This is a genomic window from Thermincola ferriacetica (assembly GCF_001263415.1).
Taxonomy (GTDB): Bacteria; Bacillota; Thermincolia; order Thermincolales; family Thermincolaceae; genus Thermincola; species Thermincola ferriacetica.
Genome location: NZ_LGTE01000015.1, coordinates 47,061 through 71,883, shown reverse-complemented (window position 1 = coordinate 71,883; position 24,823 = coordinate 47,061). Strand labels below are relative to the sequence as shown.

Annotated in this window: 20 protein-coding genes; 8 read left to right on the top strand and 12 right to left on the bottom strand. The window is 45.6% G+C overall.

The features are described from left to right. Window positions 1-5: 5 nt before the first annotated feature. The 3 genes from Tfer_RS10390 to Tfer_RS10380 form a co-directional block, all read right to left on the bottom strand. Window positions 6-4,253 (bottom strand): 2-hydroxyacyl-CoA dehydratase, encoded by a 4,248-nt coding sequence (locus Tfer_RS10390; protein WP_052218349.1) that lies wholly within the window; start codon window positions 4,251-4,253, stop codon window positions 6-8. A gap of 77 nt (window positions 4,254-4,330) precedes the next feature. After that, window positions 4,331-4,906, bottom strand: coding sequence for a TetR/AcrR family transcriptional regulator (locus Tfer_RS10385; RefSeq protein WP_052218348.1), 576 nt, complete (start codon window positions 4,904-4,906; stop codon window positions 4,331-4,333). Window positions 4,907-5,222: 316 nt separating this feature from the next. Further along, on the bottom strand, window positions 5,223-6,677 hold the full coding sequence (locus Tfer_RS10380) for a metallophosphoesterase family protein (RefSeq protein WP_052218347.1): 1,455 nt from the start codon (window positions 6,675-6,677) through the stop codon (window positions 5,223-5,225). 174 nt (window positions 6,678-6,851) lie between these two features. Here Tfer_RS10380 and Tfer_RS10375 point away from each other — a divergent pair, with 174 nt between their 5' ends. From Tfer_RS10375 to Tfer_RS10365, 3 genes are all read left to right on the top strand, one after another. Beyond that, window positions 6,852-8,246 (top strand): RsmB/NOP family class I SAM-dependent RNA methyltransferase, encoded by a 1,395-nt coding sequence (locus Tfer_RS10375; protein ID WP_052218346.1) that lies wholly within the window; start codon window positions 6,852-6,854, stop codon window positions 8,244-8,246. A gap of 10 nt (window positions 8,247-8,256) precedes the next feature. After that, window positions 8,257-9,000: a pseudouridine synthase gene (locus Tfer_RS10370; RefSeq protein ID WP_052218345.1), complete on the top strand. Its 744-nt coding sequence runs from the start codon at window positions 8,257-8,259 to the stop codon at window positions 8,998-9,000. Window positions 9,001-9,131: 131 nt separating this feature from the next. After that, window positions 9,132-11,534 carry an AAA-type ATPase lid domain-containing protein gene (locus Tfer_RS10365; protein WP_052218344.1) on the top strand — a complete coding sequence of 801 codons (2,403 nt, stop codon included), beginning with the start codon at window positions 9,132-9,134 and terminating at the stop codon, window positions 11,532-11,534. A gap of 85 nt (window positions 11,535-11,619) precedes the next feature. On the opposite strand, the gene Tfer_RS10360 is transcribed toward Tfer_RS10365, so the two are convergent. Beyond that, on the bottom strand, window positions 11,620-12,738 hold the full coding sequence (locus Tfer_RS10360; RefSeq protein ID WP_052218343.1) for a 4Fe-4S binding protein: 1,119 nt from the start codon (window positions 12,736-12,738) through the stop codon (window positions 11,620-11,622). A gap of 190 nt (window positions 12,739-12,928) precedes the next feature. Further along, window positions 12,929-13,681: an MEDS domain-containing protein gene (locus Tfer_RS10355; RefSeq protein WP_052218342.1), complete on the bottom strand. Its 753-nt coding sequence runs from the start codon at window positions 13,679-13,681 to the stop codon at window positions 12,929-12,931. A 267-nt stretch (window positions 13,682-13,948) separates the two neighbouring features. Here Tfer_RS10355 and Tfer_RS10350 point away from each other — a divergent pair, with 267 nt between their 5' ends. From Tfer_RS10350 to Tfer_RS10330, 5 genes are all read left to right on the top strand, one after another. After that, window positions 13,949-14,470 (top strand): HPP family protein, encoded by a 522-nt coding sequence (locus Tfer_RS10350; RefSeq protein ID WP_052218341.1) that lies wholly within the window; start codon window positions 13,949-13,951, stop codon window positions 14,468-14,470. A 146-nt stretch (window positions 14,471-14,616) separates the two neighbouring features. After that, window positions 14,617-15,513, top strand: coding sequence for a tetrahydromethanopterin S-methyltransferase subunit H family protein (locus Tfer_RS10345; protein WP_052218340.1), 897 nt, complete (start codon window positions 14,617-14,619; stop codon window positions 15,511-15,513). A 13-nt stretch (window positions 15,514-15,526) separates the two neighbouring features. Continuing rightward, window positions 15,527-16,678, top strand: coding sequence for a uroporphyrinogen decarboxylase family protein (locus Tfer_RS10340; protein ID WP_052218339.1), 1,152 nt, complete (start codon window positions 15,527-15,529; stop codon window positions 16,676-16,678). 141 nt (window positions 16,679-16,819) lie between these two features. After that, a complete protein-coding gene (locus tag Tfer_RS10335; RefSeq protein WP_052218338.1) occupies window positions 16,820-18,655 on the top strand; it encodes an MtaA/CmuA family methyltransferase in 1,836 nt (611 codons plus the stop codon). Window positions 18,656-18,680: 25 nt separating this feature from the next. Continuing rightward, the gene (locus tag Tfer_RS10330) at window positions 18,681-18,977 is read left to right on the top strand and encodes a hypothetical protein (protein WP_052218337.1); all 297 of its coding nucleotides are present in this window, start codon (window positions 18,681-18,683) and stop codon (window positions 18,975-18,977) included. Window positions 18,978-19,127: 150 nt separating this feature from the next. Here Tfer_RS10330 and Tfer_RS10325 read toward each other — a convergent pair whose 3' ends face one another. The 7 genes from Tfer_RS10325 to glmU all read right to left on the bottom strand — a co-directional run bounded on the left by Tfer_RS10325 (window position 19,128) and on the right by glmU (window position 24,793). Further along, window positions 19,128-19,967 carry a 1,4-dihydroxy-6-naphtoate synthase gene (locus Tfer_RS10325; protein WP_052218336.1) on the bottom strand — a complete coding sequence of 280 codons (840 nt, stop codon included), beginning with the start codon at window positions 19,965-19,967 and terminating at the stop codon, window positions 19,128-19,130. Next, window positions 19,964-20,620: a futalosine hydrolase gene (locus tag Tfer_RS10320; protein WP_052218335.1), complete on the bottom strand. Its 657-nt coding sequence runs from the start codon at window positions 20,618-20,620 to the stop codon at window positions 19,964-19,966. The genes Tfer_RS10325 and Tfer_RS10320 overlap by 4 nt, the downstream gene beginning before the upstream one ends. After that, window positions 20,617-20,865, bottom strand: a complete 249-nt coding sequence (locus tag Tfer_RS10315; RefSeq protein WP_052218334.1) for a DUF4855 domain-containing protein — start codon at window positions 20,863-20,865, stop codon at window positions 20,617-20,619. The genes Tfer_RS10320 and Tfer_RS10315 overlap by 4 nt, the downstream gene beginning before the upstream one ends. 111 nt (window positions 20,866-20,976) lie before the next feature. Beyond that, a complete protein-coding gene (locus tag Tfer_RS16940) occupies window positions 20,977-21,162 on the bottom strand; it encodes a type II toxin-antitoxin system PemK/MazF family toxin (RefSeq protein ID WP_242843582.1) in 186 nt (61 codons plus the stop codon). Between the two features lie 513 nt (window positions 21,163-21,675). After that, a complete protein-coding gene (rlmH, locus tag Tfer_RS10300) occupies window positions 21,676-22,155 on the bottom strand; it encodes a 23S rRNA (pseudouridine(1915)-N(3))-methyltransferase RlmH (protein WP_052218333.1) in 480 nt (159 codons plus the stop codon). A gap of 269 nt (window positions 22,156-22,424) precedes the next feature. Then, window positions 22,425-23,372 (bottom strand): ribose-phosphate diphosphokinase, encoded by a 948-nt coding sequence (locus tag Tfer_RS10295; RefSeq protein ID WP_013119053.1) that lies wholly within the window; start codon window positions 23,370-23,372, stop codon window positions 22,425-22,427. Between the two features lie 56 nt (window positions 23,373-23,428). Then, window positions 23,429-24,793, bottom strand: coding sequence for a bifunctional UDP-N-acetylglucosamine diphosphorylase/glucosamine-1-phosphate N-acetyltransferase GlmU (glmU, locus tag Tfer_RS10290; protein ID WP_052218364.1), 1,365 nt, complete (start codon window positions 24,791-24,793; stop codon window positions 23,429-23,431). Window positions 24,794-24,823: the final 30 nt, after the last annotated feature.

Genomic DNA, 24,823 nt, shown 5'->3' with positions numbered 1-24,823 from the left:
GGGATTCAGTCCTTTAATTCATTGCTTTTTTCCAGGTTTTCCATGGCAACAGAAAGCATTAGTTTTATCCTGTTTAGCTGGTTTACTTCACTTGCCCCGGGATCGTAATCGATGGGGGCAATGTTAGCCAGCGGATAAGCCCCGCGCAGTTCCCTGATCATACCCTTACCGGTAATATGGTTCGGCAGACAGGCAAAAGGCTGCAGGCAGACAATATTGTTCACCCCACTATGGATAAGTTCTACCATCTCGCCTGTCAGGAACCAGCCTTCACCCGTCTGGTTAGCCAGGGACAAGTGCCGCTCCGCCAACCTGGCTATCTCCTCAATCGGTTTTGGGGGTTCGAAACGTTTACTTGTAGCCAAGGCCTTCCGCATATGCTTCCTGTAAGCTTCCATTACTTTAATGGAAATACTTCCGGAAATCATCTTTTTAAAACTCCCCGATAACTGCTCGTACTTTATCTTGTTGTCAAAAGCGCTGTACATCAGGAAGTCAGTCAGGTCAGGCACAACGGCCTCTGCTCCCTCAGCTTCCAGCAGCTCGACAATATTATTATTCGCGGTAGGATGAAATTTAACAAGGATTTCACCTACTACCCCCACCCTGGGTTTACTCATGTTTTCGTGAATTTCCAGATTATCAAAATCTTTAACAATTCTATAAATATTTTCTTTAAATTCTTTTCTACCGCCTTTTCGCAAATGTTCCTGGCACTTATCTACCCAGTATTCATATAGCTTGTTGGCCGAGCCGGGTACCTTTTCATAAGGCCGTACCCTGTACAGTACCCTCATTAACAGGTCGCCGTAGACCAGTCCCATCATCAGGTCATTAAACATTGAAATAGTTACTTTGAACCCAGGTTGCTTTTCCAGGCCCGAAGCATTCAGTGAGATTACAGGTACATGGCCCATTCCGGCATCTCTTAATGCTTTCCGGATAAAAGCAATGTAATTGGTGGCCCGGCATCCTCCGCCTGTTTGAGTGATTATGACCGAGGTGTTCTTTAAATCGTAATCACCTGAATTTAAGGCCTTCATTAACTGGCCTACAACTATAATTGCCGGATAACAGGCATCATTATGGACGTATTTTAAACCTTCGTCGATAGCAGTCTTGTCAACTGATGGCAGGACCACTATTTTGTAGCCCGCCTTTTCAAAACCGGTTCTCAAAAACTGAAAATGGATCGGCGACATCTGGGGGGCCAGAATAGTATGTGTTTTTTTCATTTCTTCAGTGAATATGACTTTACCGGGATTTTCATATAATTTCCGCGGTACAAAGTTCCTCTTATCCCTCTCTTTTATGGCTGCAATCAGAGAACGGACACGTATTCTTGCCGCCCCCAGGTTGTTTATTTCATCTATCTTCAACACTGTATAAATCTTACCGTATGACTCCAGTATTTCTTTCACCTGGTCCGTAGTTACAGCATCCAGGCCGCAGCCGAAGGAATTCAACTGAATTAGCTCCAGATTCCTCTGGCGGGCCACGAAACTGGCTGCCGCATACAACCTGGAATGATAAACCCACTGGTCTACAACCCGCAAGGGCCTTTCCACTTCAGCCAGGTGCCTGATGGAGTCCTCCGACAGCACGGCAAAACCGAAGGACTTAACCATCTCCGGTATACCGTGGTTGATTTCAGGGTCAATATGATAAGGCCTTCCCACCAGGACAATGCCTTTAATGTTGTTGGCTTCTATGTATTTAATGGTTTCTTCTCCTTTTTTCCGTACATCCTCCTTATACCTGGCCAGTTCGGCATAAGCTTTATCTAAAGCCCTGGCAATCTCTTTTTTAGGAATACCCTCAGGGGCAAGTTCTTCCGTCAAGCGTTTAACCATTCTTTTCGGCATATCCAGCGGCAGGAAGGGATGGTAAAAAATGACATTATTTTGCTTCAGAATATCCATATTGGCGTTAATAGTTTCAGGGTAGGATGTAACTATCGGACAGTTATATTTATTGTCGGCATTTTCATCTTCTTTGATATTATATGGTATACAGGGGTAAAAAATCTTTTTTACGCCTTTATTAATCAGGTCCGTAATATGCCCATGCACCAGTTTTGCCGGATAGCAGGTAGATTCCGATGGAATGGTTTCCATGCCCAGCTCATATATTTTCTTTGATGAGCGACCGGAAATCACCACTCTATAGCCAAGCTCCGTGAAGAAGGTAAACCAGAAAGGGTAGTCTTCATACATATTCAACACCCTGGGCAATCCTATAACGCCCCTGGTCGCTTCTTTTTTCGATAAGGGTTTATAGCTGAATAATCTTTTATACTTATACTCGTATAGATTGGGGACTTCATTGGCGACCTTTTCCTTGCCCGCTCCCCTTTCACACCGGTTACCCGAGACAAATTCCGTCCCGTTGGAAAAAGTCTTAACAGTAATCAGGCAATTATTTCCACATAAACCACAACGTTTGAAAGATGTTGCCGTGGAAAAGTTATTCAGTTCTTCTCCTTGCAACAGGCTTGAAGTATGTCCCTCCACGTAACGCTCCCTGGCAATCAGAGCCGCGCCAAAAGCTCCCATTAGACCGGCAATGTCCGGGCGGACCACCGGTCTTTTGATTATTTTCTCCATGGCCCGGAGCGCCGCATCGTTATAAAAGGTTCCACCCTGCACAACAATTTTTTCTCCCAGGTCATCGGCGCTCCTCAACCTGATGACCTTAAACAGGGCGTTCTTAATAACAGAAGTGGATATACCCGCAGAAATATCGCCAACATCAGCGCCTTCCTTCTGGGCCTGTTTTACTTTGGAATTCATAAACACAGTGCAACGGGTACCCAGATCAACAGGTTTCTTAGCTGTTAAGCCCAGCCGGGCAAATTCCTTTACATCCATATTTAACGAATTGGCAAAGGTTTCTATGAAAGACCCGCAGCCGGAAGAACAGGCCTCGTTTAACATGACCGAATCAATGACTCCATCGCGGACCACCAAACTTTTCATGTCCTGACCGCCGATATCCAGAACAAAATCCACCCCTGGCAGGAAGAAATCAGCGGCTTTATAGTGGGCCACCGTTTCTATCTCTCCGATATCTACCTTTAAAGCGGCTTTTATCAGGTGTTCACCATACCCGGTGACAGCAGAGTTAACTATCCTTGTCCTGCTGTTCATCTTGCTGTATAAAGTTTTTAAAGCTTCCACGGTAGACTCCAGCGGGCTGCCCATATTGCTCCCGTAATGGGAATATAACAGATTGCCGGCTTCATCTATCAAAGCAATTTTCGTAGTCGTGGAACCGGCATCGATACCCAAATAGGCATTACCTTCATAGGTCTCCAGCTCAACCCTTTTTACCTTATGCCGGGCGTGCCTTTCGCTAAATTCTCTGTATTCTTCTTCATTGGCAAACAATGGCTCCAGGTTTTCGCTGTCTTCATTGTTTAAGCTGTAAATCCTGGGCGCCCGTTCATAAAAACACTCAAAGGGTATCGGCGTTTCCTCCCGGGAAGACAGAGCTGCTCCCAGGGCCACAAAAAACTGGGAATCATCGGGGAAAATGACACTCTCATCGGCCAACCTGAGGGTTTCTATGAAACGCTTCCTGAGTTCGGACATGAAATGAAGCGGGCCGCCTAAAAAAGCCACTTTACCGCTAATCGGCCTCCCCTGCGCCAATCCGCTGATGGTCTGGTTGACCACAGCCTGCAGAACCGATGCAGCAATGTCCTCCTTAGCCGCCCCTTCGTTTAGCAGGGGTTGGATATCAGTCTTGGCAAACACTCCGCACCTGGAAGCAATAGGGTAAATGTTTTTATGCTTTTTAGCCAGCTCATTTAGCCCTATGGGGTCAGTCTGCAGCAGAGCAGCCATCTGGTCAATAAAAGCTCCCGTACCGCCGGCACAGGTCCCGTTCATCCTTTGCTCGATTGAATCTCCAAAATATGTAATCTTGGCGTCCTCACCGCCAAGCTCTATGGCTACATCAGTATTGGGAATTTTCCTTCTGACAGCATTGACACAAGCAATAACCTCCTGGATAAAAGGCACATCCAACCTTTGGGATATACTGAAACCTCCAGAGCCCGTAACCATTACAGTCAACAGGTTTCTCTCCATAATTTTTTTGGCGTCCTCAAGCATGGCAAAAACTGTATTTTTTATGTCGGATAAATGCCGTAAATATTTTTTGTAAACGATATTATCGTCCTGGTCCAAGATAACCATTTTTACCGTGGTCGAGCCCACATCGACCCCAACATGCAAAACCTTGTTCATTTTTGTCCTCCATTGTGCGTCAAAAGTATCTATCCCACTTAATCTGAAACAACCGTATATTAAACCGTCCGGAAAAGTTAAACGGTAATCCCTTTGGCAAAGGCGCTGACATAACTGGCAACGCAGGTCTCTAAACCAATATTTCCGGTTAAATCGCCATTGACCAAAAAAGTCATAAAAAGACCAAAGTTAGCAGCCAAAAAGTTAACAGCCAGAATCTCAGGATTTTCTTTGATAACTCCCTTTTCCTGCATCTTAGCCAGATACTCTATAAGTAATTTTTTCAATTCGCCGGAAAACTTCAATAAAGGCGCATCAAAGGTAGAAGTTAAATCATCGTTTTTAAACTCCATCAAAATTATCTGCCGGTTCTTCAACAGGGTATCCTGGTAACAGTAGCTTATTTTAAGTAAATCCTTTTCCAAATCCCATTCCAGATTGTTCTCGAAGAAAGACTTGAATTGGGGGGAAAATATGAAAGTTTCAAAGGCTTTTTCGAAGAGGTTCCTTTTGTTCAAAAAATGGCGGAAAACTGTCATTTCACTGACGCCCGCTTCTCTGGCAATTTCTTTGGTCGTAACGGAATCGTATCCCTTTTGGGAAAAAAGAATTATTGACGCGTTTAGTATTTTATCTGCAGTTAAGCTGCTCATATATTTTCCTCCACAGTAATACCTTTGTCCAGTGTATATCTCATTATATACATATTGTTAAAGACATTGTTACATGACGGCAACCTTAATATGGTCGGATTATACCAATACAAAAAATGTTAGCACCCGCTAACAGCATTTTATCACTAATTTTTGACAACTTCAATCACCTTTCCGCTTTGTTTTCACCATATTTCTTTCGCTAAATCATAGCCGGTATCTCTTGGTGCACCACGCAGCGAAAGAAAATTTTTCCGGCATGCCCTTGGGCTATACTTTCTTACTCACTAAAAAAGACCTGCCGGTTATACAGGTTTTACGGTTGAAGGGGAATAATTATGTCATTGTCGGCCGGTTCCAAATCTGTTCCCAGTGAAAGAAGGGCCTCGCCAAGCATGCCTAAAAGAGGGCTTTCCGATGCTACCAGCCTTTGAATTACCGGCAACAACTCTTCGTCAAGAACCTCGTCCCCCTGGTAGTGCGCTACCATAATCGTGGCCAGCAGGTCGCCGAGGGTCATGAATGGAGAAACTTTCTGCCTCACGATAAGAGCAGCCTGCTCCACCGCTTCTTCTTCAGTCAAACCCTGGCCCATAATAATACGGGCTAAAAAGTGCGGCGCCAAATCACGCAAACCGTCTGTCAAATATTTTTTGGCATAAACCGGGAATTTCAGACTTCCTGTATCGTAGTCAATTTCTTCAATTCTCGATGTCTTTATTCTTAATTTATTATCGGGCGTCCATTCGATGGTCCGGTACGGGTTAGGATAAGTCACCAGAGAACCCGTTTCAACGTCATAGATATATTTATTGCCAATCTGCTTGGCAGTAATATCCTGGGCATGAAAATGCCCGGTAAAGACTGCCGCCATACCGGCATCAGCCAAATCTACAGCTATTCTGTCGGCATCCTTAATCACATATTGAGCAAAAAACCGGCGCTGCACACTAAAGTGGTCCATTAAACCATGATGCATCATGCCCAAAACAATTTTCCCCTGCGCCTTGGCTTTTTTTATCTGCCCGATAATCCAATTCAGTGTAGCCCCAGAAAAAGCGCCTTCCGTTTTGGGCCGCCCAACAGTGTGGTTACGGTCATATATCGCCGAATCCATGACGATAAGCCTTAACCCTTGAACAGGCTCCACCACATAACTCAACGAATTGGTATCAACGGCAAGAGCCTCTGCATAGCCAAAATCTTTGTAAATCTCTTTAAACTGCTCAGGCGAAACATTTTCAACCGGGATTACCTGCGCGCCTTCAAATTTAAAGGCATGGGGGTTGTTAATATCATGGTTGCCATTAATGACATAAACTTTCCTGCCGCTGTCTTCCAGTTCTTTTAAATATGATGCAACCTTCAGGTGATTAACAAGTTCCCCGTCTTTGGTCAGGTCCCCCGAAATAAGCACGATACCGGCGTCACTGGCTTTAATCTGATTAATTGTTTTTCGCAAAATGGCATTACTTTCCGCCAACAGTTTCCGGTCCCCGGCCAGGTACTCTTCGAAAGCAGCGCCTGTAGTACCAAGTTCCGGGGTATAATAATGGGGGTCGGAAAAAATAATTATCTTTTTATAATTCAATTTGTGGCGCTGCTGTTCCCTTGCACAGCCAAACCGTCCCCAAATTGTATTGTTCGGCCCCCGGGTAGCCCCCACCGGTTTTACCGACCCGGCAGGAGAAATTATCCCTAAGCCCATTACCAGAACCAGGAACAACCCTATCAGCCAACGCGGTTTAAATATGAACACAATTAATTTCACCGGGCCTAAACCCTCCTTAATGTAAAAGGCTGGGTTCTGTAGTTTGGCAACTTTTTGATGCATTTTACCGCTGCTGGACTATCTTTCCAACTTGTTGTATAATTTTATCCACTGCATCCTATGTTAGGAAAAAGCATATTATAACGGGGTAAAGATTGGAAAAGGAGTCAGGATATGAGATTACCTCCTGCATTTTTAACCAAAATGGAACAGCAACTGGGCAGCAATGTTGCGCGCTTTTTGCAAAGCTACACCGAACCCCGCACAGCCGGGTTGCGCGCCAACACCCTAAAGATTTCACCGGAAGCTCTACAGGAACTGCTTCCTTTTTTACAGGAACGGGTCTCCTGGTGCAGGGACGGTTTCTATTACAACGAGGAAGAAGTTAGACCGGCAAAACTGCCCCACTATTACGCAGGTCTTTACTACATCCAGGAACCAAGCGCCATGCTCCCGGCCGAACTGTTACAGGTTCAACCGGGTGAGCGGGTGCTGGACTTATGCGCAGCGCCAGGCGGGAAATCTCTGCAACTTGCGGCCCATTTAGGAAAGGCGGGGCTTCTTGTAGTCAATGACCCCCATCCCCAACGAGCCAAGGTATTGTTAAAAAACATAGAACGGTATGGCGTGACAAATGCTGTTGTTTTGAGTGAGACTCCCCAGCGGCTGGCCCATATCTTCGCAGATTTTTTTGATAAAATTTTGGTAGATGCTCCGTGCTCCGGCGAGGGTATGTTCCGCAAAGAACCGGAAATGGCCAAAAACTGGAGTGAAGCAGAGGTGGCCAAATATGCCAAGTGGCAGGCCGCCATTTTAGAGCATATTCCTCAAATGCTCCGACCAGGCGGCGAAGTGGTTTACTCCACCTGCACCTTTTCCCGGGAGGAAAACGAACAGCAGGTACTCCGGTTCCTGGGCGCTTTTCCTGATTTTGAACTGTTGGAAATGCGCCGACTGTGGCCTCATGAAGTTAGAGGCGAGGGACATTTTGCCGCAAAAATAAAAAACCTGTCTTTACAGGCAGAAAAAAAGGAATGTTTAATGGACAAAAACGGTCTCTGGCGACAGCAGGAAAAAAATGGCCTTACGCCGGAGGCAAAGCAAGCCCTGGCAGAATTCTCACTGCAGGTTTGGCAGGCTGCCGAAGGTTGGCAGGCATGGCTGCCTGAGGGTGGCATGGTGATAGAACGGGCCGGCCATATTCTTTGGGAAAGCTTATGCTTGCCGCCTTTGCGCGGCTTGAAGGTGCTTCGCTCCGGTTGGCTTCTGGGCACAATCCAAAAAGGGCGATTTCGCCCCAGCCCGGCCTTTGCCCTGGGCCTGCCCCCGGAGGCAGTCCATTCGGCAATCCAGCGGTTGGATTTATCATCTCACAACGCCGATGACAACTCTGTAGCCCTTCGCTATTTGCGCGGGGAGACCATCCAACGTGAGGGAAAAGTATGGGCCAAGGGCTGGCATTTGGTATCTCTGGACGGTTTTGTACTGGGGTGGGCAAAGGGAGCAGGAAATTGGTTAAAAAATGAGTTTCCCCCCGGCTGGCGTCGCATAGACGGAGAAGAAAGGTAAGGTGAAATCAATGGCGGAAAAAGAACGGCAGCGCCTGGACAAAGTGTTGGCCCATATGGGATTGGGCACACGCAAAGAAGCTAAAAAGTTGATTAAAGAGAGAAAAGTAGAGGTCAACGGGGAATTGGCCCAGGACCCGGGATTACATGTCCGGCCCGGTCAGGACCGCATTGTGGTAAATGGCAAACCCGTAGAATACCGGCAGTTTGTCTATTTAATGTTAAACAAACCGCAGGGTGTCCTGTCCGCCACTGGGGACGAGTCTGGTCAAGTGGTGGTTGACCTGCTGTCACCCAATTACCAATCCTTTCATCCATTCCCCGTAGGGCGGTTGGACAAAGATACAGAGGGCTTGCTTTTACTTACCAATGACGGTCACCTGGCCCACCGGCTCCTGTCACCGAAAAAACATGTGCCGAAAACCTATTATGCCATAGTTAGCGGAATGGTTACACAAGAGGACGTGGAAATGTTTCGTCAGGGGGTAGTTTTAGACGATGGCTACCGCACTTTACCCGGCTGCCTGAAAATTCTCCGGTTCGGACCGGAATCGGAGGTTGAACTGACTATCTACGAAGGAAAATATCACCAGGTTAAGCGTATGTTTCAGGCAGTTGGCAAAACAGTAACCTATCTGAAGCGGATTGCCATGGGCCCCCTGACGCTGGATAATACTCTAAAACCGGGGGAGTACCGCGAATTGACGGAAGAAGAAATTACCTCCCTGCGGGAACACCCCGGAGACACCGGTTAAGCTGTTATTTAGCAACTGAAGGCCGAAAATCACCCTTTGGGCCAATACCGGTTGCTGTGCCCAAATCTTGTCTGATAGTATTGAAAAATAATATTTTGTCCTAGAAAGCTCGGCACTTAACCGGAGGTAGTATGACTGCAGGCAAAGTTTACTTTTTATCAAAAGTAGAATTATTTGCACATTTAAGTCCACAGGATTTGGCAGAGCTTGCCAGGGACTTTGAATGGGCAAAATTTGACAAGTACTCGGATATCGTACCCCAGGGCGAGAAAAACTTTAAATTTTATGTCCTCGCCGAGGGCAAGGCAGAGGTGTTGATTAATAATCAGCAGGATCCATTGAAAGTTAATTCTTTCGGCCCTGGCGACATTTTCGGCGAGATATCCCTTTTTACCGGAAATCCTCCTCCCGTTACCATACGGTGCACAGAAAACTGCAAAGTCCTGGTAATGAATCGGGATAACTTTGCCCGTATGCTAACACGCTGGCCAAAACTTTATGAAAAGTTCCTGGAAAAACTTTCTCATCACCTGATGCAGGCCAATATGAGCATGTGGGAGACCCGCTACAAGGAACTTTTACGCGCCGGTCTCCTGGCAAATCAATTACAATATAAATTTTACGGCTTATGGGGAAGCAGAAAGACTACCAGAGAAGTCGAAAGTAAACTGGCTGAATTTTCCAGGAACGGTGGTAATTTGTTGGTTTTAGGCGAACGGGGAACAGGCCGACAGATGTTCGCCTGGTATTTACATAAACAACAGTTTGGTGAATCAGCTCCTTTTATCGTTATTGACGGGGTTCATTTTGACCGGTATTGGGGGGAAATACTTTACCATAAGGCAAAAGAAGGTAACCAATGCCCTAAAATCACCATAGACAGCCTGTTAGATATTGTCAAAGGCGGTACCTTGTTTATCAGAGACATAAACATGATTTCCGCCAGGAATCAGGTGCAGTTAGCCAGGGCCATCCGCCGCACGGAAACAGCCTGCCGTATTATTGGCAGCATCAATGTAGGCTCTGACCAGATACCGACAGATTTGGCCACACCGTTAACAAAATGTTTTGATCTCAGATATGAGATTACTCCTTTGCGGGAGCGAAAACGGGATATCCCCGTTATTGCCCAGGGTATTCTAAATAAACTGGCGCAACAAAACAACCGGAAAACACCCGTATTGGACCCACAGGCCAACAAGCTTCTCCTTTCCCATGACTTCCGTCAGGGGAACGTTACAGAACTGATTCAGGTCATAGAAAGAGCCTTCCTTTTGGCGGATGACGAAATTATCGGCCTTGAACACCTTTTCTTTGGCCAAACCCCCAAAAAGCTGGATGAAAGTATTGACCTTCTTACATGGGCATGGGTTAAAAAACTCATAATAAATAAAAAATTTCCGGTACAAATTCAAAAAGTTTCCTTCCTATTTTTCAGCTTTATCACCTTCTGTTTAATTTGGGGTCCCAAAACAAAGTTGACCGGAATTCTGTCCAGTATCATCTGGGGACTGTGGTGGCCGGCTTTGGCCATATTCTCGCCATTATTCGGCCGGATATGGTGTTGTATTTGCCCCTTCTCCGGCCTTTTTGAACTGGTTCAAAAATACGTTCATTTCAACCGCACTATCCCCAATTTTCTGAAAAAGTATGATTACGCGCTGGTAACTTTTTTGTTCCTACTAATAGTTTGGGTAGAAACAGTGGCCAACATTCGCTCTAGCCCCGTTTATACAGGACTGCTGTTTATTTGCATTATGGCGCTCGCCGGTATCATCGGCATCATTTTTGTCCGGCACACATGGTGCCGTCACCTGTGCCCGCTCGGCGGATTTGTCGGTATGGCATCAATAGGCGCTATGCTTGAAGTCAGAGCCGATCCAAATATATGTTTAAGCAAATGTTCCACTTATGAATGTTACCGTGGTAAAGATAACTCACCAGGCTGTCCGGTACTTCGGTATGCGCCTTTTATCGATAATAACCTGGACTGTAAACTGTGCTTACGCTGCATCCACAACTGCCCCAACGGTTCAGCCAAACTCAATTTGCGTTTTCCCGGCAAGGAAGTATGGCACCTGACCAGGATTAATCAGGGTTATGTAATTTTCATCGGAACAGCCCTGGCCATCCTGGTACCTATGCTTTATTTTCAACAGTTACAAAAGTTTTTGCCTTTTTCAACGTGGCAGGTAGCGTTTACTTTATCATACTGGCTGACTGCACTGATATCAGCCGTTGCAATCCGGTTGATAGCCCGTCCATTCCGCAATAAAACGGCTTCCCGCCGCATCAAACTGGTTTTTGCACTGGTTCCTATGGTATTGGCCGGCCATATTATTTATCAACTTTCCTACCTCCCAGGTATCACGGCCGTCAATCTTGGTGTAATCCTGGAGCCGCCCGGGAGCTATGGCCACATGTTTACAGTTCCGGCTTTGACCCTGCTTCGGTTTATTTCCGCCGCTATCGGAATAACTTTAACCGGATTTACAATTACCATGGTATTGGTACGCACCAGCAAGGAGACTTGAGATGTTCCATGGCTAACAGTGTACAGTTAAGCGGGGCCACAGAAGTTCCCTTCATGGGGCTACCGGCCCATTGCAGTACTTTGCATCATTTGCTGTTCAGTAACTCCCTTGCTGTTTCCGGGGAAAAACCTTCAACATACTGAGATACATCCTTCAACCGGGTTTCGGGTGGAACATTTTCCGGAATCCCCAGCTTCTTGTATAAAACATCTTGACTCAGGCCCGTCCCTTTGGCCACATCAGCAAGGGTCATAGACCCCCGGATTTCCTCCACGTTGACAATTGACCCTTCTGCTACAGGAGCAGGTAAAGTCTTGTAGAAGCCAGTTGCCTGTGCGACCAGGATACCTCCGAAGAAAATTCCCATTACCAGACCAATGACTGCAAGGGCGGGTATTTCCTTTTTGCCCTGCTTTATAGCGATGGCGCCATTTTGGGGGCACACATTGACGCATTCCTGGCAGTTGATGCATTCAGCGGTGGTAACAGTGGTTTCCTTTTCCACATCAATATTCACGGGACAGCTCTTGCTGCACAATCGGCAGTGAATACATTTGGCTTCGTTCCTTTCCACTTTATTGGGGCTTAATTTCCCCAATATTCCGTAGAAGGCTCCGGCAGGACAAAGGTATTTGCAGAAGAATCTATCATAAACAAAGGAACCTATCACAGTTACAACCAGCAATATAAGACCGATAAAATATTCTTCAGCTAACTCGGTAAAACCTGCCGAAAGGTGCGCGTATGCGGCATAGGGGTCATAGGGTGACATCCAAAGCGTACCGGTAATCCATGCGCCCAGGAGCGTAATGAGCAGGACAAGGTATTTCAGATACCGCAGTGGTATATCAATTCTGTCGGGCATAGTGTATCTTTTCCCCAGTACTTTCTGCCCCAACTTAGCAAAAAACTCCTGTAAGGCGCCAAAAGGGCAGAGCAAACCGCAGAAGCTCCTGCGGAAAAGAAGAGTGATGATTAAGCTCAATACCAGCAGCACCATGGTGCCCGAAAATATTTTCTTGACAAAACTGCCTGAAAACATAAGGCTGTAGAGGGTTTCAAGACCGCCATAAGAACACAGGGCATGGATGGAAGCAGCCTTTTCCGGTCCACTCTGCTGGTGGAGGAAAGCAGCAACCGTAATATATACCAGTATGGCTGCCAGCAGTCCCCAGCGCAGATACCGCAATCCTTTGTTTGTCATATTGACGTAACCTCCTTGTAATGTTTTCGTAAGCTAATTATATATTTCATATATGGCAGAATTGTGACAAAAACCGGAAGTAATTGAGAACACTACAAGGAGATTTTGCTTAAAGAATACCTCTAAAAATAAGGGCAGAAACATTATATTGATGTTTCTGCCTTTATTTATGGAAAGACATTAAAGTTTTTTAAGCGGGTTCATTTTTTAAATAAGTTGCGAGTCCGTCATTGTAAAAAATAACACTTCTATGATGGTTCATCAAATTAATCAATTGGCTAAAACAATCGTCTTTTATAGTTTCAAAAATATAAGGACAGATTCCTACAACCGGAAGTTTTCTAATGACATCCTCCAATGAACTTTCAAAGTCAACCAAGTTTGGAAAGTGTCCCCCGCATGACAACAGGTGAGGAGAACCTGAACCCCACATGGTTTTGTAGCCCAATTCAAGAGTTTTTCTTGCCTCATCTGACCATATTTGAATCGGTCCGTTTTTTCCCGAACGATTGTACTGGTGGGTTAAGTCGACAATAGTAAGAGAATTTTTTCCTTCAAGCTCTTCAATAGGCAATCCTCTTAAGGATAGTTCCTGTCTAACGTCATCAGGATGCTGCCACCAGCATCCCTTAAACAATCTAGATCCTCTCGACAACCCCTTTTTAAAAAACTCTGCCTCAAGATTATACAGATTATTTGTGTTGCGGGTAACTGCCATCACATGATCATGTTGAGGATGAATGTTATCCAGCAAACTCTGGTCTTTGATAATGACGGTATTGGTCTCGCTAAGCTTGAGTTCCAGGGTCTCTCGTCTTATGCGCCATTCTTTCCCGATTTTAACACCGGGCAGTTTTCCGGCTCGCAACCATCTATAGATTGTATTGGGGGTTGTTCTTAAAATGTCTGCTACTTCGTCTACTGTTAGCAGTTCCTCATTCATGTTAACCGCCTTCTCCTACTTTTTTATATTTTCATTAAAATGATATCACAGCGTATTGAACATATCAAGTAAAGTATAGGCTTTTAAAACGTTTATTATACAATGTTATACAATAAAAATTAATATTATACAATAAAATATATTGACATACAATATAGTGCGTTTTATAATGAGGCCAGATACAAATTTGTTTTCAAAAATATGACTACATTGTACAGGAGCTCTCTGGCACCGCCAATTTCTATCTGATTTAAGGAGTTGTTCCTTTTGATAAATCAGATTATTAAACGGGTCTGTGACATTATCAGAAGGGCAAAACCAGGTTATTTAATGGTCGCCACGTTAGGAACGTTTCTCGGGATTTCTCCAATAGCTTATTTGGGCTATCAATATGAAGCAGCACTTCTTTTCCCGTCTCTAGCCAGTTCTGCCATAGTATTATTTGCGTCTCCGGTTTCGATGACAAAAGTTAAATGTATTGTGGGTGGGCAACTGTTATCTGCTTTAGCTGGTGTCACCGTATACCAGCTTCTGGGATCGAATTGGTGGAGTGTCTCTATTAGCGTTGCCTTGGCAATGGTTTTAATGAATATTACTAACACATTACATCCTCCTGGTGGTGCAACAGCTTTTGTGGCAGTTATTTCCAAACAAAACTATGCATTTGTTCTTAAACCTGTCTTTCTTGGATTAGGAATCCTAATTTTGTCGGCTTTGGTTGTACAGTATTTGGCGTTGGTAAAAGATACTAAGCAATCTGATAAAATCAAGTCTTCCAATCATCCTTAAACTTTAGGTTCTGCCAATAGGAGGAAGTTTTCGGTAGAAAAACTTGGTTGCTTGATTGCTGATATCAAGAGAAATGGTTTCTGCGCAGACTTTCTCCATGATTTTTTACTTAAAAAAATGTTATCTAAAAGAAGGAGGAATTGAAGTTGGCAAATTTTCACGTACTGAAGATAGGTGACACTATAATAGGTGGGCCAATGGGATCGAATACCGGCTTAGCGGTAGGGAGCATTTTTTATGACAAACATTCTCTTGTTTCTGATCCATTTGCCGGCGAATTTGACGAAAATCGCGCGACAGAATTGGTGGACCGTGTAAATAAACTCAGTAAAAGATACGGTGTGCAAATGGCATTTGACATCATTGCCGCTTCACCCGAAGCCATGGAACGCTTTTTAGAATTTGTTAGTGTGCGTACAACCCTTCCTTTATTTATAAATGCTTCTGAAGCCGAGGCCCGCATGGCTGGCCTTGAGGCTGCCGCTAAACTGGGAATTCTAAATCGGGTAATTTATGCTTCGCTGAATGAGGATACAGAAGACGAAGAGTTGGAATTACTCTGCCGGCAACGCCCCGCCGCTGTCATGATACTTGCCAGTGATGTAAGCAACCCAACACCTGAGGGAAGTTGTGAGATGATCGAGAACTATTATCAGCCGATGTTAAAGGAGATTGGAGTAGAAGCCCCTATTGTGGACTTAGGCACGATGGATCCACCCTCAATTGGTCTGAATATTCGGCAAATTCAGGCTGTTCGTGAACGTTTCGGCTATCCTGCCGGTTGTGCCTTCTCTAACTGTTTTCCACAATGGACCAGTGTCAGTCAACTAGGCCGGGAATGGGTAAATCTATCTTTGGCAACAGCACTTGTTGCTTGTCGTGCAGCAGGTGCAGATTACTTGCACTATGGCATCATTGAAAAAGCAGCAGTGGCAGCCCATGTTTCTGCGACTGCCGAAGTGTTTTATGGCTTTGCGGCTCAAGAATTGGATGGTCATAAACTGCCTGAAGGACACGCTTTGTGGAATATGTTCAAACTGTAGGTGAAATAAAACGATGAATCTTCGGTCAAGATTAGCATCCATTATTTCCGGAAAACAATCAGGCTTGCCACTGATTGATATTGGAACTACGTCTCTCACTGGTATCCGGAACAATGTACTTCCCCATAAGGCAAAAGACAAAGCAGCTCATCCTGTATACGGAACAGTACCTTTGGAGCCGCTGGATTGTATCCGGCTAGGATCTGATTTTGTCCGTAGTGGTTTGTTATTTGACTTCCCCGCAATAACAGATGATAGCTTTATTGATGCCTATGGCGTTAAATGGATACAGGATGGAAGTGCTTTTTTTCCTGTCAACCACCCTCTAGAAACAGCGGCGCTCAGCGATATTGTGCGTTATCCCAAAATCCAATGGCATCAGAAGATACAACCCATTGAATCTAATATTGCAAATAACTACCTTATAATCGCAGATGCGCCTTGCCCCGGTCTCCTAAATCTATGCTTCATGCTGCGCAGTACCTGGCAGTTTATGGAAGATATTGCAGATAATTGGCAAATTGCTACAGCGCTACTCGAATGGTCCGCAGAAACTATAGTAGATGCCTATAAATATATGTTGAGCTCACTTCCTTATGAACCAGATATAATCATTTATGCCGATGATTTGGGCCACCAGGATGGCATGTTTTTTTCTCCGATGGATTTTCGCAAATATATTCGACCCTTTATGCATTCATCGCTGACCAGACTCAGACAGTTAACCTCTGCCGCAATTTGCTTTCACAGTTGTGGAGCCATTCGACCAATTCTGAAGGATGTAGTTGAGCTCGGTATCAAGATATTTAATCTGGATACTAAAGCTAAGGGGATGAGTGTTCAGGAAATAAGGCAAGAGCTTCCACCTCATGTTGTACTGCATGGGTCAACCGACCTTTGTGCTTTGGGTAGGTCCGTAGCGAATCGGGATAGGGCCGGAATCGCCCGATTAATCACTGAATTGGCCAAAAGTTCACCGGTTATTGCCGCGCCCTTGGATAACTTGTTATCTACAGAAGAAGTACTTGCAACTATATATGGAGCTGCATTTATCCGAAATTTGTCCGACGATGATTTTGAAAAAATCCGTAACATTGGGCCGGTACGGAGCATCATCGAAGAGGCAATAGAAAAAACCTTATCAAAAGAACTACCTGCCGTATAACATAGGGTGACTTTTTTACCGTCAATGTACAACAAAAGTATTTATTATTCTGGCAATAAGGTGGTGAGAAACGGGATAACGAATTCATTGGAAAAGGACCATATCTACGCTTAAACTAACAAATTAAGGGAGTGAATCAATATGTCCAAGATGACCAGCCGAGAACGAGTTTTTGCGGCAGTTACTATGCAAGAGCTGCCGGACCAGTTACCCGTAAACCCGTTGTTGATGACACGGGGCATTCGCGAGGGGGGCGTTAGAGTTGATCAGGTCCTGCTCGACGGTGAGGCCATGGCCAAAGCCAAAATCAAAGCCCATCAAAAATTCGGCGGAGACGTGGTGGTTGCCGGGACCGACTTGTTTACCCCGGTAGAGAATCTGGGTGCTGTATTAGAATACCTGCCTTATGCACAACCCTCACTAGTTGAACATCCCGCACCTACAAAAGAAGCTTTTTACCGTCTAAAAGATAACTACCTAAAGAATGGCTTTAATCCGGAAAAAGGCCGCTTGAGAGCAATTCAAGAAGAAATAAGAACCTTAATCAGGGAAGGCTGGAAAGATACCCACGCGCTGGCTACCCCCGTTGGCGGTCCGATTACTACCGCCCAGTTAGTTACCGGTACCGACAATTTTTTCACTTATTTGGCTGAAGATCCGGATTTCGCTAAAGAGGTTATAGAATTATCCCTTGACGTGGTTAAAAATGTCTGCCGAATGATGTTTGAAGCTGGTGTTGATGTCTGCAATATTCTTGACCCATTCTGCTCCAGTGACATTTTACCGCCGGAAATGTATAGAGAGTTTGGCTTGCCCTACCAGCAGAGGTTATTCGCTTATATTAAGGAAATTGGCGGTATCGGGTTCACTCATACATGTACCTTTACCCAACCCATCTGGTCCGACATTGCCAATAGCGGCACCTTTAACTTTAACGGCGATATGTATCCTGGAGCAGACCATGCCAAGCGAGCTATCGGAGACAAAATTTCACTGATGGGTACGGTCAGCCCCTACTCAACATTAGTCCATGGCACCCCCGAGGATGTTGCCAGGGAAGTCAAGAAATTGGCTGTTGAAGTTGGGTATAACGGCGGATTTGTCTGCATGCCCGGTTGTGACATTGACTGGACTGTTCCGGAGGAAAACATGCGCGCGTTGATTGATACCTGTGCATCGATCAAGTACCCGATAGACATCGAGGCCCTTGGTGACCTGAGCAACGTTTATTTGGCGGGCCACCCCAACCACCCGGGTATGCGCAAAATATCAACGGATAACGATCAAATGGTCAGAATGGGCATTCAAAAGAAGGCAAATAAAACTCCGGAAGAAGAGGTTTATTCAAATCTGGCGGATGCGATTTTGGAATACGACGGTGATAAAGTCGTTGAGTGGACCAAAAAAGGTCTGGAACTCGGGTTAACCCCGCAGCAGATTATATTTGACGGTTTATCCCTTGGTATGAAAATGGTCGGCGACTTGTATGAGCGTAACGAACGTTTCATCACCGATATGATCAAATCTGCCAAGACTATGGAAAAGGCTATGGCTATTCTTGTTCCGCTGCTGGAAGCATCAGGAGCAGGGGACGGGAATAAAAAAACGGTGGTAGTGGGTCTGATTCGTGGGAACACTCAGGACATCGGAAAAAATCTTGTTGTCCTAATGCTCAAAGCCAACGGCTTTAATGTTATTGATCTTGGCAAGAATGTTAAACCTGAACAATTTGTTGAAGCAGCAGAAGCTAATAATGCGGTGGCAATTGGTATATCCGTCATGACCAACTCATCGGTTATTTACGCAGAAAAAACAGTAGAATTGCTTAAAGCAAAAGGCTTGGCCGACAAGTATTTGGTCATGACCGGTGGCGCAGCAATGAATGAACAGATTGCTTCCCAAATCGGCGCAAAATATGGTTCTGATGCTAACGCTGCAGTTTCCTTGGTTAAAGAACATATTAAGGCAACAGCCTAAATATTTCTTTTCAAGGAGGTTAATTATGCCTATATATGACTTTCTTTGCAGTGAATGTGGGACAAAAAGACCGGTGATGGTTGATTATGAAGCCAAAAAAGGGTTGGAACTGATATGTGTCCAATGTGGAGGAGTCATGAGAGCTATGCCGGTAGCCATGTTTAACCTCATCAGGTCAACAAAAGATAAGCCGCCTATTGAAAGAAAAGTTAAAGCTTGTGGACATACTCATCATTGTCAGTGTGCCGCCATTAAACAAAGTAAACCTAATCCATTTCAAAAGCAAATTGATGAAGCTTTAGGGAATGCCGAGAACCAGTAAACAACAGGTAGATGCTAATGTAAGTAATCAAACCCAGTAAATATAGTACAATAAAGCCTCCGCTCTCGAGTGGAGGCTTATATTAAATACCGTAGATGTCCCTCATGTGGTCTTCGATATCACGGACGGGCATACCCTTGGCATACATGGTTATGATAAGGCCGCCAAGTCCACCCTGGGCACCAGCCCTGCCTGTGCGGCCCGGCTGAGTAAGGTAGTTACCGCTTGATACCCTGTCTCGCCTAAATTTTCACTGAACTCGTTTACGTAAAGATTAATATGTGCCTGGGCAACTTCAGGCGACAGCTCCTGAGCATGGCACATTACATACTCCCGTGAAGCCTCCGGGTGTGCCCACGCGTATCTGAGCGAGGCCCGAATCCAGTCAGCGACAGCCGTTAAATCCAGGTTCCGACGGGCGACGATCGCTCCCAAAGGAATCGGCAGATTGGTATCAGCTTCCCACCAACTGCCCAGATCAGCCAAAAGGTCCAGCCCGTAAGAAGGGTAAGTGAAGCGTGCCTCGTGAATCACCAGCCCGGCATCAACGGCGCCGTCACGCACCGCCGGCATAATCTCATGAAAAGGCATAACCACTATCTCGCCTACCCCCCCTGGTACTTTTTGAGCTGCCCACAGGCGGAACAACAGGTAGGCCGTTGATCTTTCACTGGGTACCGCAATCCGTTTACCGGCCAAAACCGCCGGATCCTCGGTATTACCTGCTTTTAGCGACGTTAATACCAGCGGCCCACAACCTCTGCCCAGTGCACCTCCACATGGGAGCAGCGCGTAATCAGATAATACCCATGGGAGAGCTGCATAAGAAATCTTAATCACCTCCGGCCCGTTACCACCGGCCGCCAAACTGTTGGTGATGTCAATATCGGCATAAGTAACCTCCAGCTTCGGAGCACCCGGAATCAGTCCATGTACCCAGGCATGGAATATAAAAGTATCGTTAGGACAAGGAGAAAAAGCAATTCTCATAGTAAAACCTCCAATAATACTGAACTTGCCGCTTCGAGAGCGGCCAATGCCTCATCTATACGCCATGTGCTCCGTTCCCTTAAGCCAACCAGGTTTGAGACAGAGCGGATTTCCAGCACCGGCACACCAAGCGCCTGTCCCGCAACAGCCACACCATACCCCTCCATTGCCTCAGCAGCGGCCCCCGGTACCCGTGCCGCCATTTCTACCGCACTCTCAGCCGTACCCGTCACTGTAGATACAGTCAATATAGGGGCAGCGCTGACCGGTAGATTGGCCGCAAATAACGCTTCAGTCAACCGGTTCACCAGGCAGAGATCCGCCTGAACACGGGTACATCCGAAGCCCAATTCATCCAAACTCATGAAACCTTTCGGGGTTTCCGCCCCTAAATCCGCGGCAACAATTTCATTTGCCACCACAAGGGAACCAATCTCAGCCCTGCCAGGGAACCCTCCACCAATACCGGCGCTCACTACCAGGTCGTATTCAGCAGTTGCCAAGATCCTTGCCGTATTGGCTGCCGCCGCTGCCGGGCCAACACCCGCCAAGCAGACATCAAACCTTTGATCGCCCTTCAGCCCACGCAATACCGCATCCCGTTCTGCCTGAACAGCGGTCATTACCAGGATACGTTTTTTAGGCAAATTCATAGTATTCGCTCCTTTGGAGTATTCGCTTCTTTTTTACAGATACATCTCGTAAAAAGAGCATCAGTTATAATTACCGTTGATCCATTTATACAGGTCGTCGTAAACAGTTCGATTTCAATTCCCGTCCCATACTTTTGGGCCAAAGCCGCTGCCCGCTCCATGCGGTCTTCCAAAGGCGCCTGAGTAGCATAATAGTTAGGCTGCAGAAACACATGGGTAAAGCCATATGATTTCCTGCCGTTCATCCAGCCTTTATATGAAACATAAGCTTATGCTTTTCCCTGACAGCATCTATAATATACTTCTTCACAGCACCAGAGTTGCTAATTACAATACTTTGGGATAAGGTATAAATCTTATCCACCCTTACGCAGGAATCCCACCTTTAAGGTTCCCTCGTCAAGGTCGTTACCGGTCAGCATTACAATATAATCCTTTGCTGTCAGGTTCGAAGTAATGGCCGCAACCACTATATCTTCCGTCTTGCTATTATAATTATTATTGGATAAAACCAGAACAGGGCGTTTTTTATTGGAAGTCAAATCACTGAAAGGTATTGGAATTAATTAAGATATCACCCTGTTTATACATTATTCCATACCTCATCATCAATATCATTGTTCCAAAAATCTATGCTGCTCTCACTGGCAGATATTAAATCTTTGAATATTTGATTATCCTGCTTGTTTTTCAAAAACATGATTAAAATCAATTACTTCTGGTATTTGACTCTCTGGAATTTCATCAATTAATTTAATTAAAATACTTTTACCTGCATTCATTAATCTCACCTCAGTATTATTATATCACAAAACTTTCTCACCCAACCCCTTAAAAACCTCGATCTGTTCTTTCAACAAAGTTCTGGGGACAAGCAAAAGGGCAGCAAAGATGTTTTAGCTGCCCGTTCCTCCTGTTTGCCTTCAAGGTCATCTTGCTTGATCAAGTGGCTATAACCGTTTTCCAACTTGTCTCGGTTAAACAGGAGGTGGTAAAGCTCACAGGCTGCAGCAAAAATTTGCTTTTCCAGGAGAAGGCTGGTATTTATATAAATATCATTTATGATACTTCTCCCCCCTGTTAATCTTAAACGCCCTGTACAACTGCTCCACCATAATCAGCCGCATAAGCTGATGGGGGAAGGTCATTTTTCCGAAAGACAATTGCAAATCCGCCCGCTCCAATACCTTCTTGGGCAGGCCCAGAGAACCGCCGATAACGAAGCAAAGCTCACTTTTTCCCTGCAGGGCCCAGTTCCGCAACTGGTCCGCCAGGCCCTCCGATGAAAGCATCTTTCCGTCAATAGCAAGGGCCACTACGGTTGCACCCTGTTTAATGTGCCTTAATATCTTCTCCCCTTCCCGTTCCCGAACCAGTTCCTGCTCCGCTGCCGAAGCGTTCTCCGGTTCCCGTTCATCGGGAACTTCCGTTACTTCTACTTTGGCATAGGGCTTAAGCCTTTTCAAGTATTCATTTATCCCGGCTATGAGGTATTTTTCTTTAATTTTGCCGACAGCAATAATGTTGATATGCATAATCCACCACCACCGGTTACTGACCCATCTTCCGCTTACCTTCATTATACCACTCAAAAGGGGAAGCTCCCAATTTTTGTTGGCAATCCGGCGTTTAGAACAAAATACCCACTCCTACGCCCAATACGGGCGTAGTCGGGGTGCAAAGGTAGGTTTGCGTAGCAAACCTCTCATCATATAAAGAGGGTGCTGCCAAACCTTTGGCAAACACCCTTCAGTAATTCTTTTATCTATACCGGCCGGCGATCACTCACCCCCGGTCACAGAAATCAATCAAACAACTTACTTACTGACAAATCCTCGTGAATGCGTATAATGGCTTCTCCCAACAGCGGAGCAACAGAAAGCGCCTTGATCTTGTCAATCTTTTTGCTTTCAGGCAACGGGATGGTATTAGTAATAACCACTTCTTTAATCGGCGAATTCTGCAGCCGCTCAATGGCCGGCCCGGACAGTACAGGATGGGTGCAGCAGCAATAAATCTCTTTGGCGCCCCTGTCTAAAAGCGCCTGCGCTCCCTGGGTAATGGTTCCGGCCGTATCAATGATATCATCAATCATGATGACAGTTTTTCCCTTTACATCACCGATAATATTCATAATTTCCGCAACGTTGGGTTCCGGCCTTCTCTTGTCAATTATGGCAATTGCTGCGCCAATCCTTTCTGCCAGGTCCCTGGCCCGGGTCACGCCACCTAAATCTGGCGATACTACCAGCACATCACTGAAGTTTTTGTTGTTGAAGTATTCCGCCAATATCGGAACCCCGGGCAGGTGGTCTACCGGAATATCAAAAAATCCCTGGATTTGCCCGGCATGCAGGTCCATGGTAATAACGCGCATGGCCCCGCTGGCCGTTATCAGGTTGGCCATAAGTTTGGCTGTTATGGGGTCTCTGGCCCGGGCTTTCCGGTCCTGCCGGGCATAGCCATAATAGGGCATAACCGCCGTAATCCGGCGAGCTGAGGCTCTCTTTAGAGCATCTATCATGATCAACAGTTCCATTATATTTTCATTTACCGGGTCACAGGTGGGTTGTACAACAAAGACATCTGCGCCCCGGACACTTTCGTTAATTTTCACCTGAATTTCCCCGTCACTAAACCTCGATACCTTCGACTCTCCGATAGAAACGCCCAAATACTCTGCAATCTCCTCGGCCAGACTGTGATTAGCATTACCTGAAAAGATTTTTAGCTTCCGGTTGAAAATTGGCATCAATGACTTCCTCCCAACGTTGTAAATAAACTTAACCTTTCCCATTATACTATTGTTTAATCCTTTTTTCTAGAGGCCCAATTGGGATAATTAACCTGTTTAGCCCTTTCAACACTCAGCGCTTCACTGGGCACATCCTTAGTAATGGTAGAACCGGCTGCCGTAAAGGCATGCTTGCCTACCCGGACAGGCGCCACCAGGTTGGTATTACTGCCGATAAAAGCTCCGTCTTCAATAATGGTCCGTGATTTTTTATACCCGTCATAATTGCATGTAATGGTTCCCGCTCCAATGTTAACCTTTTCACCTACATCGGCATCTCCGACATAACTCAGATGAGGCACCTTACTTCCGGCGCCGATGTTAGAATTCTTGATCTCAACAAAATCTCCTATCTTAACATTTTCCCTCAGGACAGTACCCGGTCTAAGGTAAGCAAAGGGACCAATAGAAGTATGAGCACCGACCTTGGCATTTAATATAACAGAGTATTGAACATTAACATTATCGGCAAGAACAGAGTTAACAATTCTGGTATTAGGACCGATAATGCAGCCGGCGCCAATTTGCGTATCTCCTTCCAATATAGAACCCGGATATATCACCGTATCAGTCCCAATCACCACACCGCTGTCTATATAAGTAGCTTCAGGGTCTATTATTGTAACCCCCGCAAGCATATGCCTTTCAGCAACCCTCTGCCTAAGAACTTTTTCCGCCTGCGCCAGTTGGCTTCTGTTGTTTATGCCCAATATTTCTTCACTATCCTCGGCTGTAACAGCTCCAACTTTCCAATTTTTTCTCTTCATTATCTCCAACACATCGGTGAGATAGTATTCTCCCTGAGCATTAACAGGGTTAATTTCTCTTAAGGCCTGATACAATTCCCTGGCCTTAAAGCAATAAAATCCCGTATTTATCTCTTTAACCCGCAGTTCCTCCGGAGATGCATCCTTTTGCTCAACAATCTTTTCCACGTCTCCGGACTTACCCCTGATAATACGGCCATAACCACTGGGGTCTTCAAGAATGGCTGTCAAAACTGTCGCCGTGTTCCCAGCGGTTTTATGGCCGGTGACCAACCTCTTTAAAGTACCTGAAGTAATCAGGGGAGTATCACCGCATAGAACCAGAACATCGCCAGACCATGACCCCAGCACCTCTTCCGTTTGCATGACAGCATGTCCGGTTCCCAATTGTTCTGCCTGTAAAGCAAATTCCACCTGTCCACCTAAAAGCTTTTTCACCTGCTCTGCCCCATGGCCTATTATGACAACTGTCTTTTCTATACCGGCCTTGGAAACAGCGTGAAGTACATGGCAGATCATCGGCTCCCCGGCTGCCTTGTGCAGAACCTTGGGCAAGTCAGACTTCATCCTTGTACCTTTACCTGCCGCAAGAATAATGGCTGCTACATCCAACATAGGCGTCCTCCCTAAAATATCTGGTCA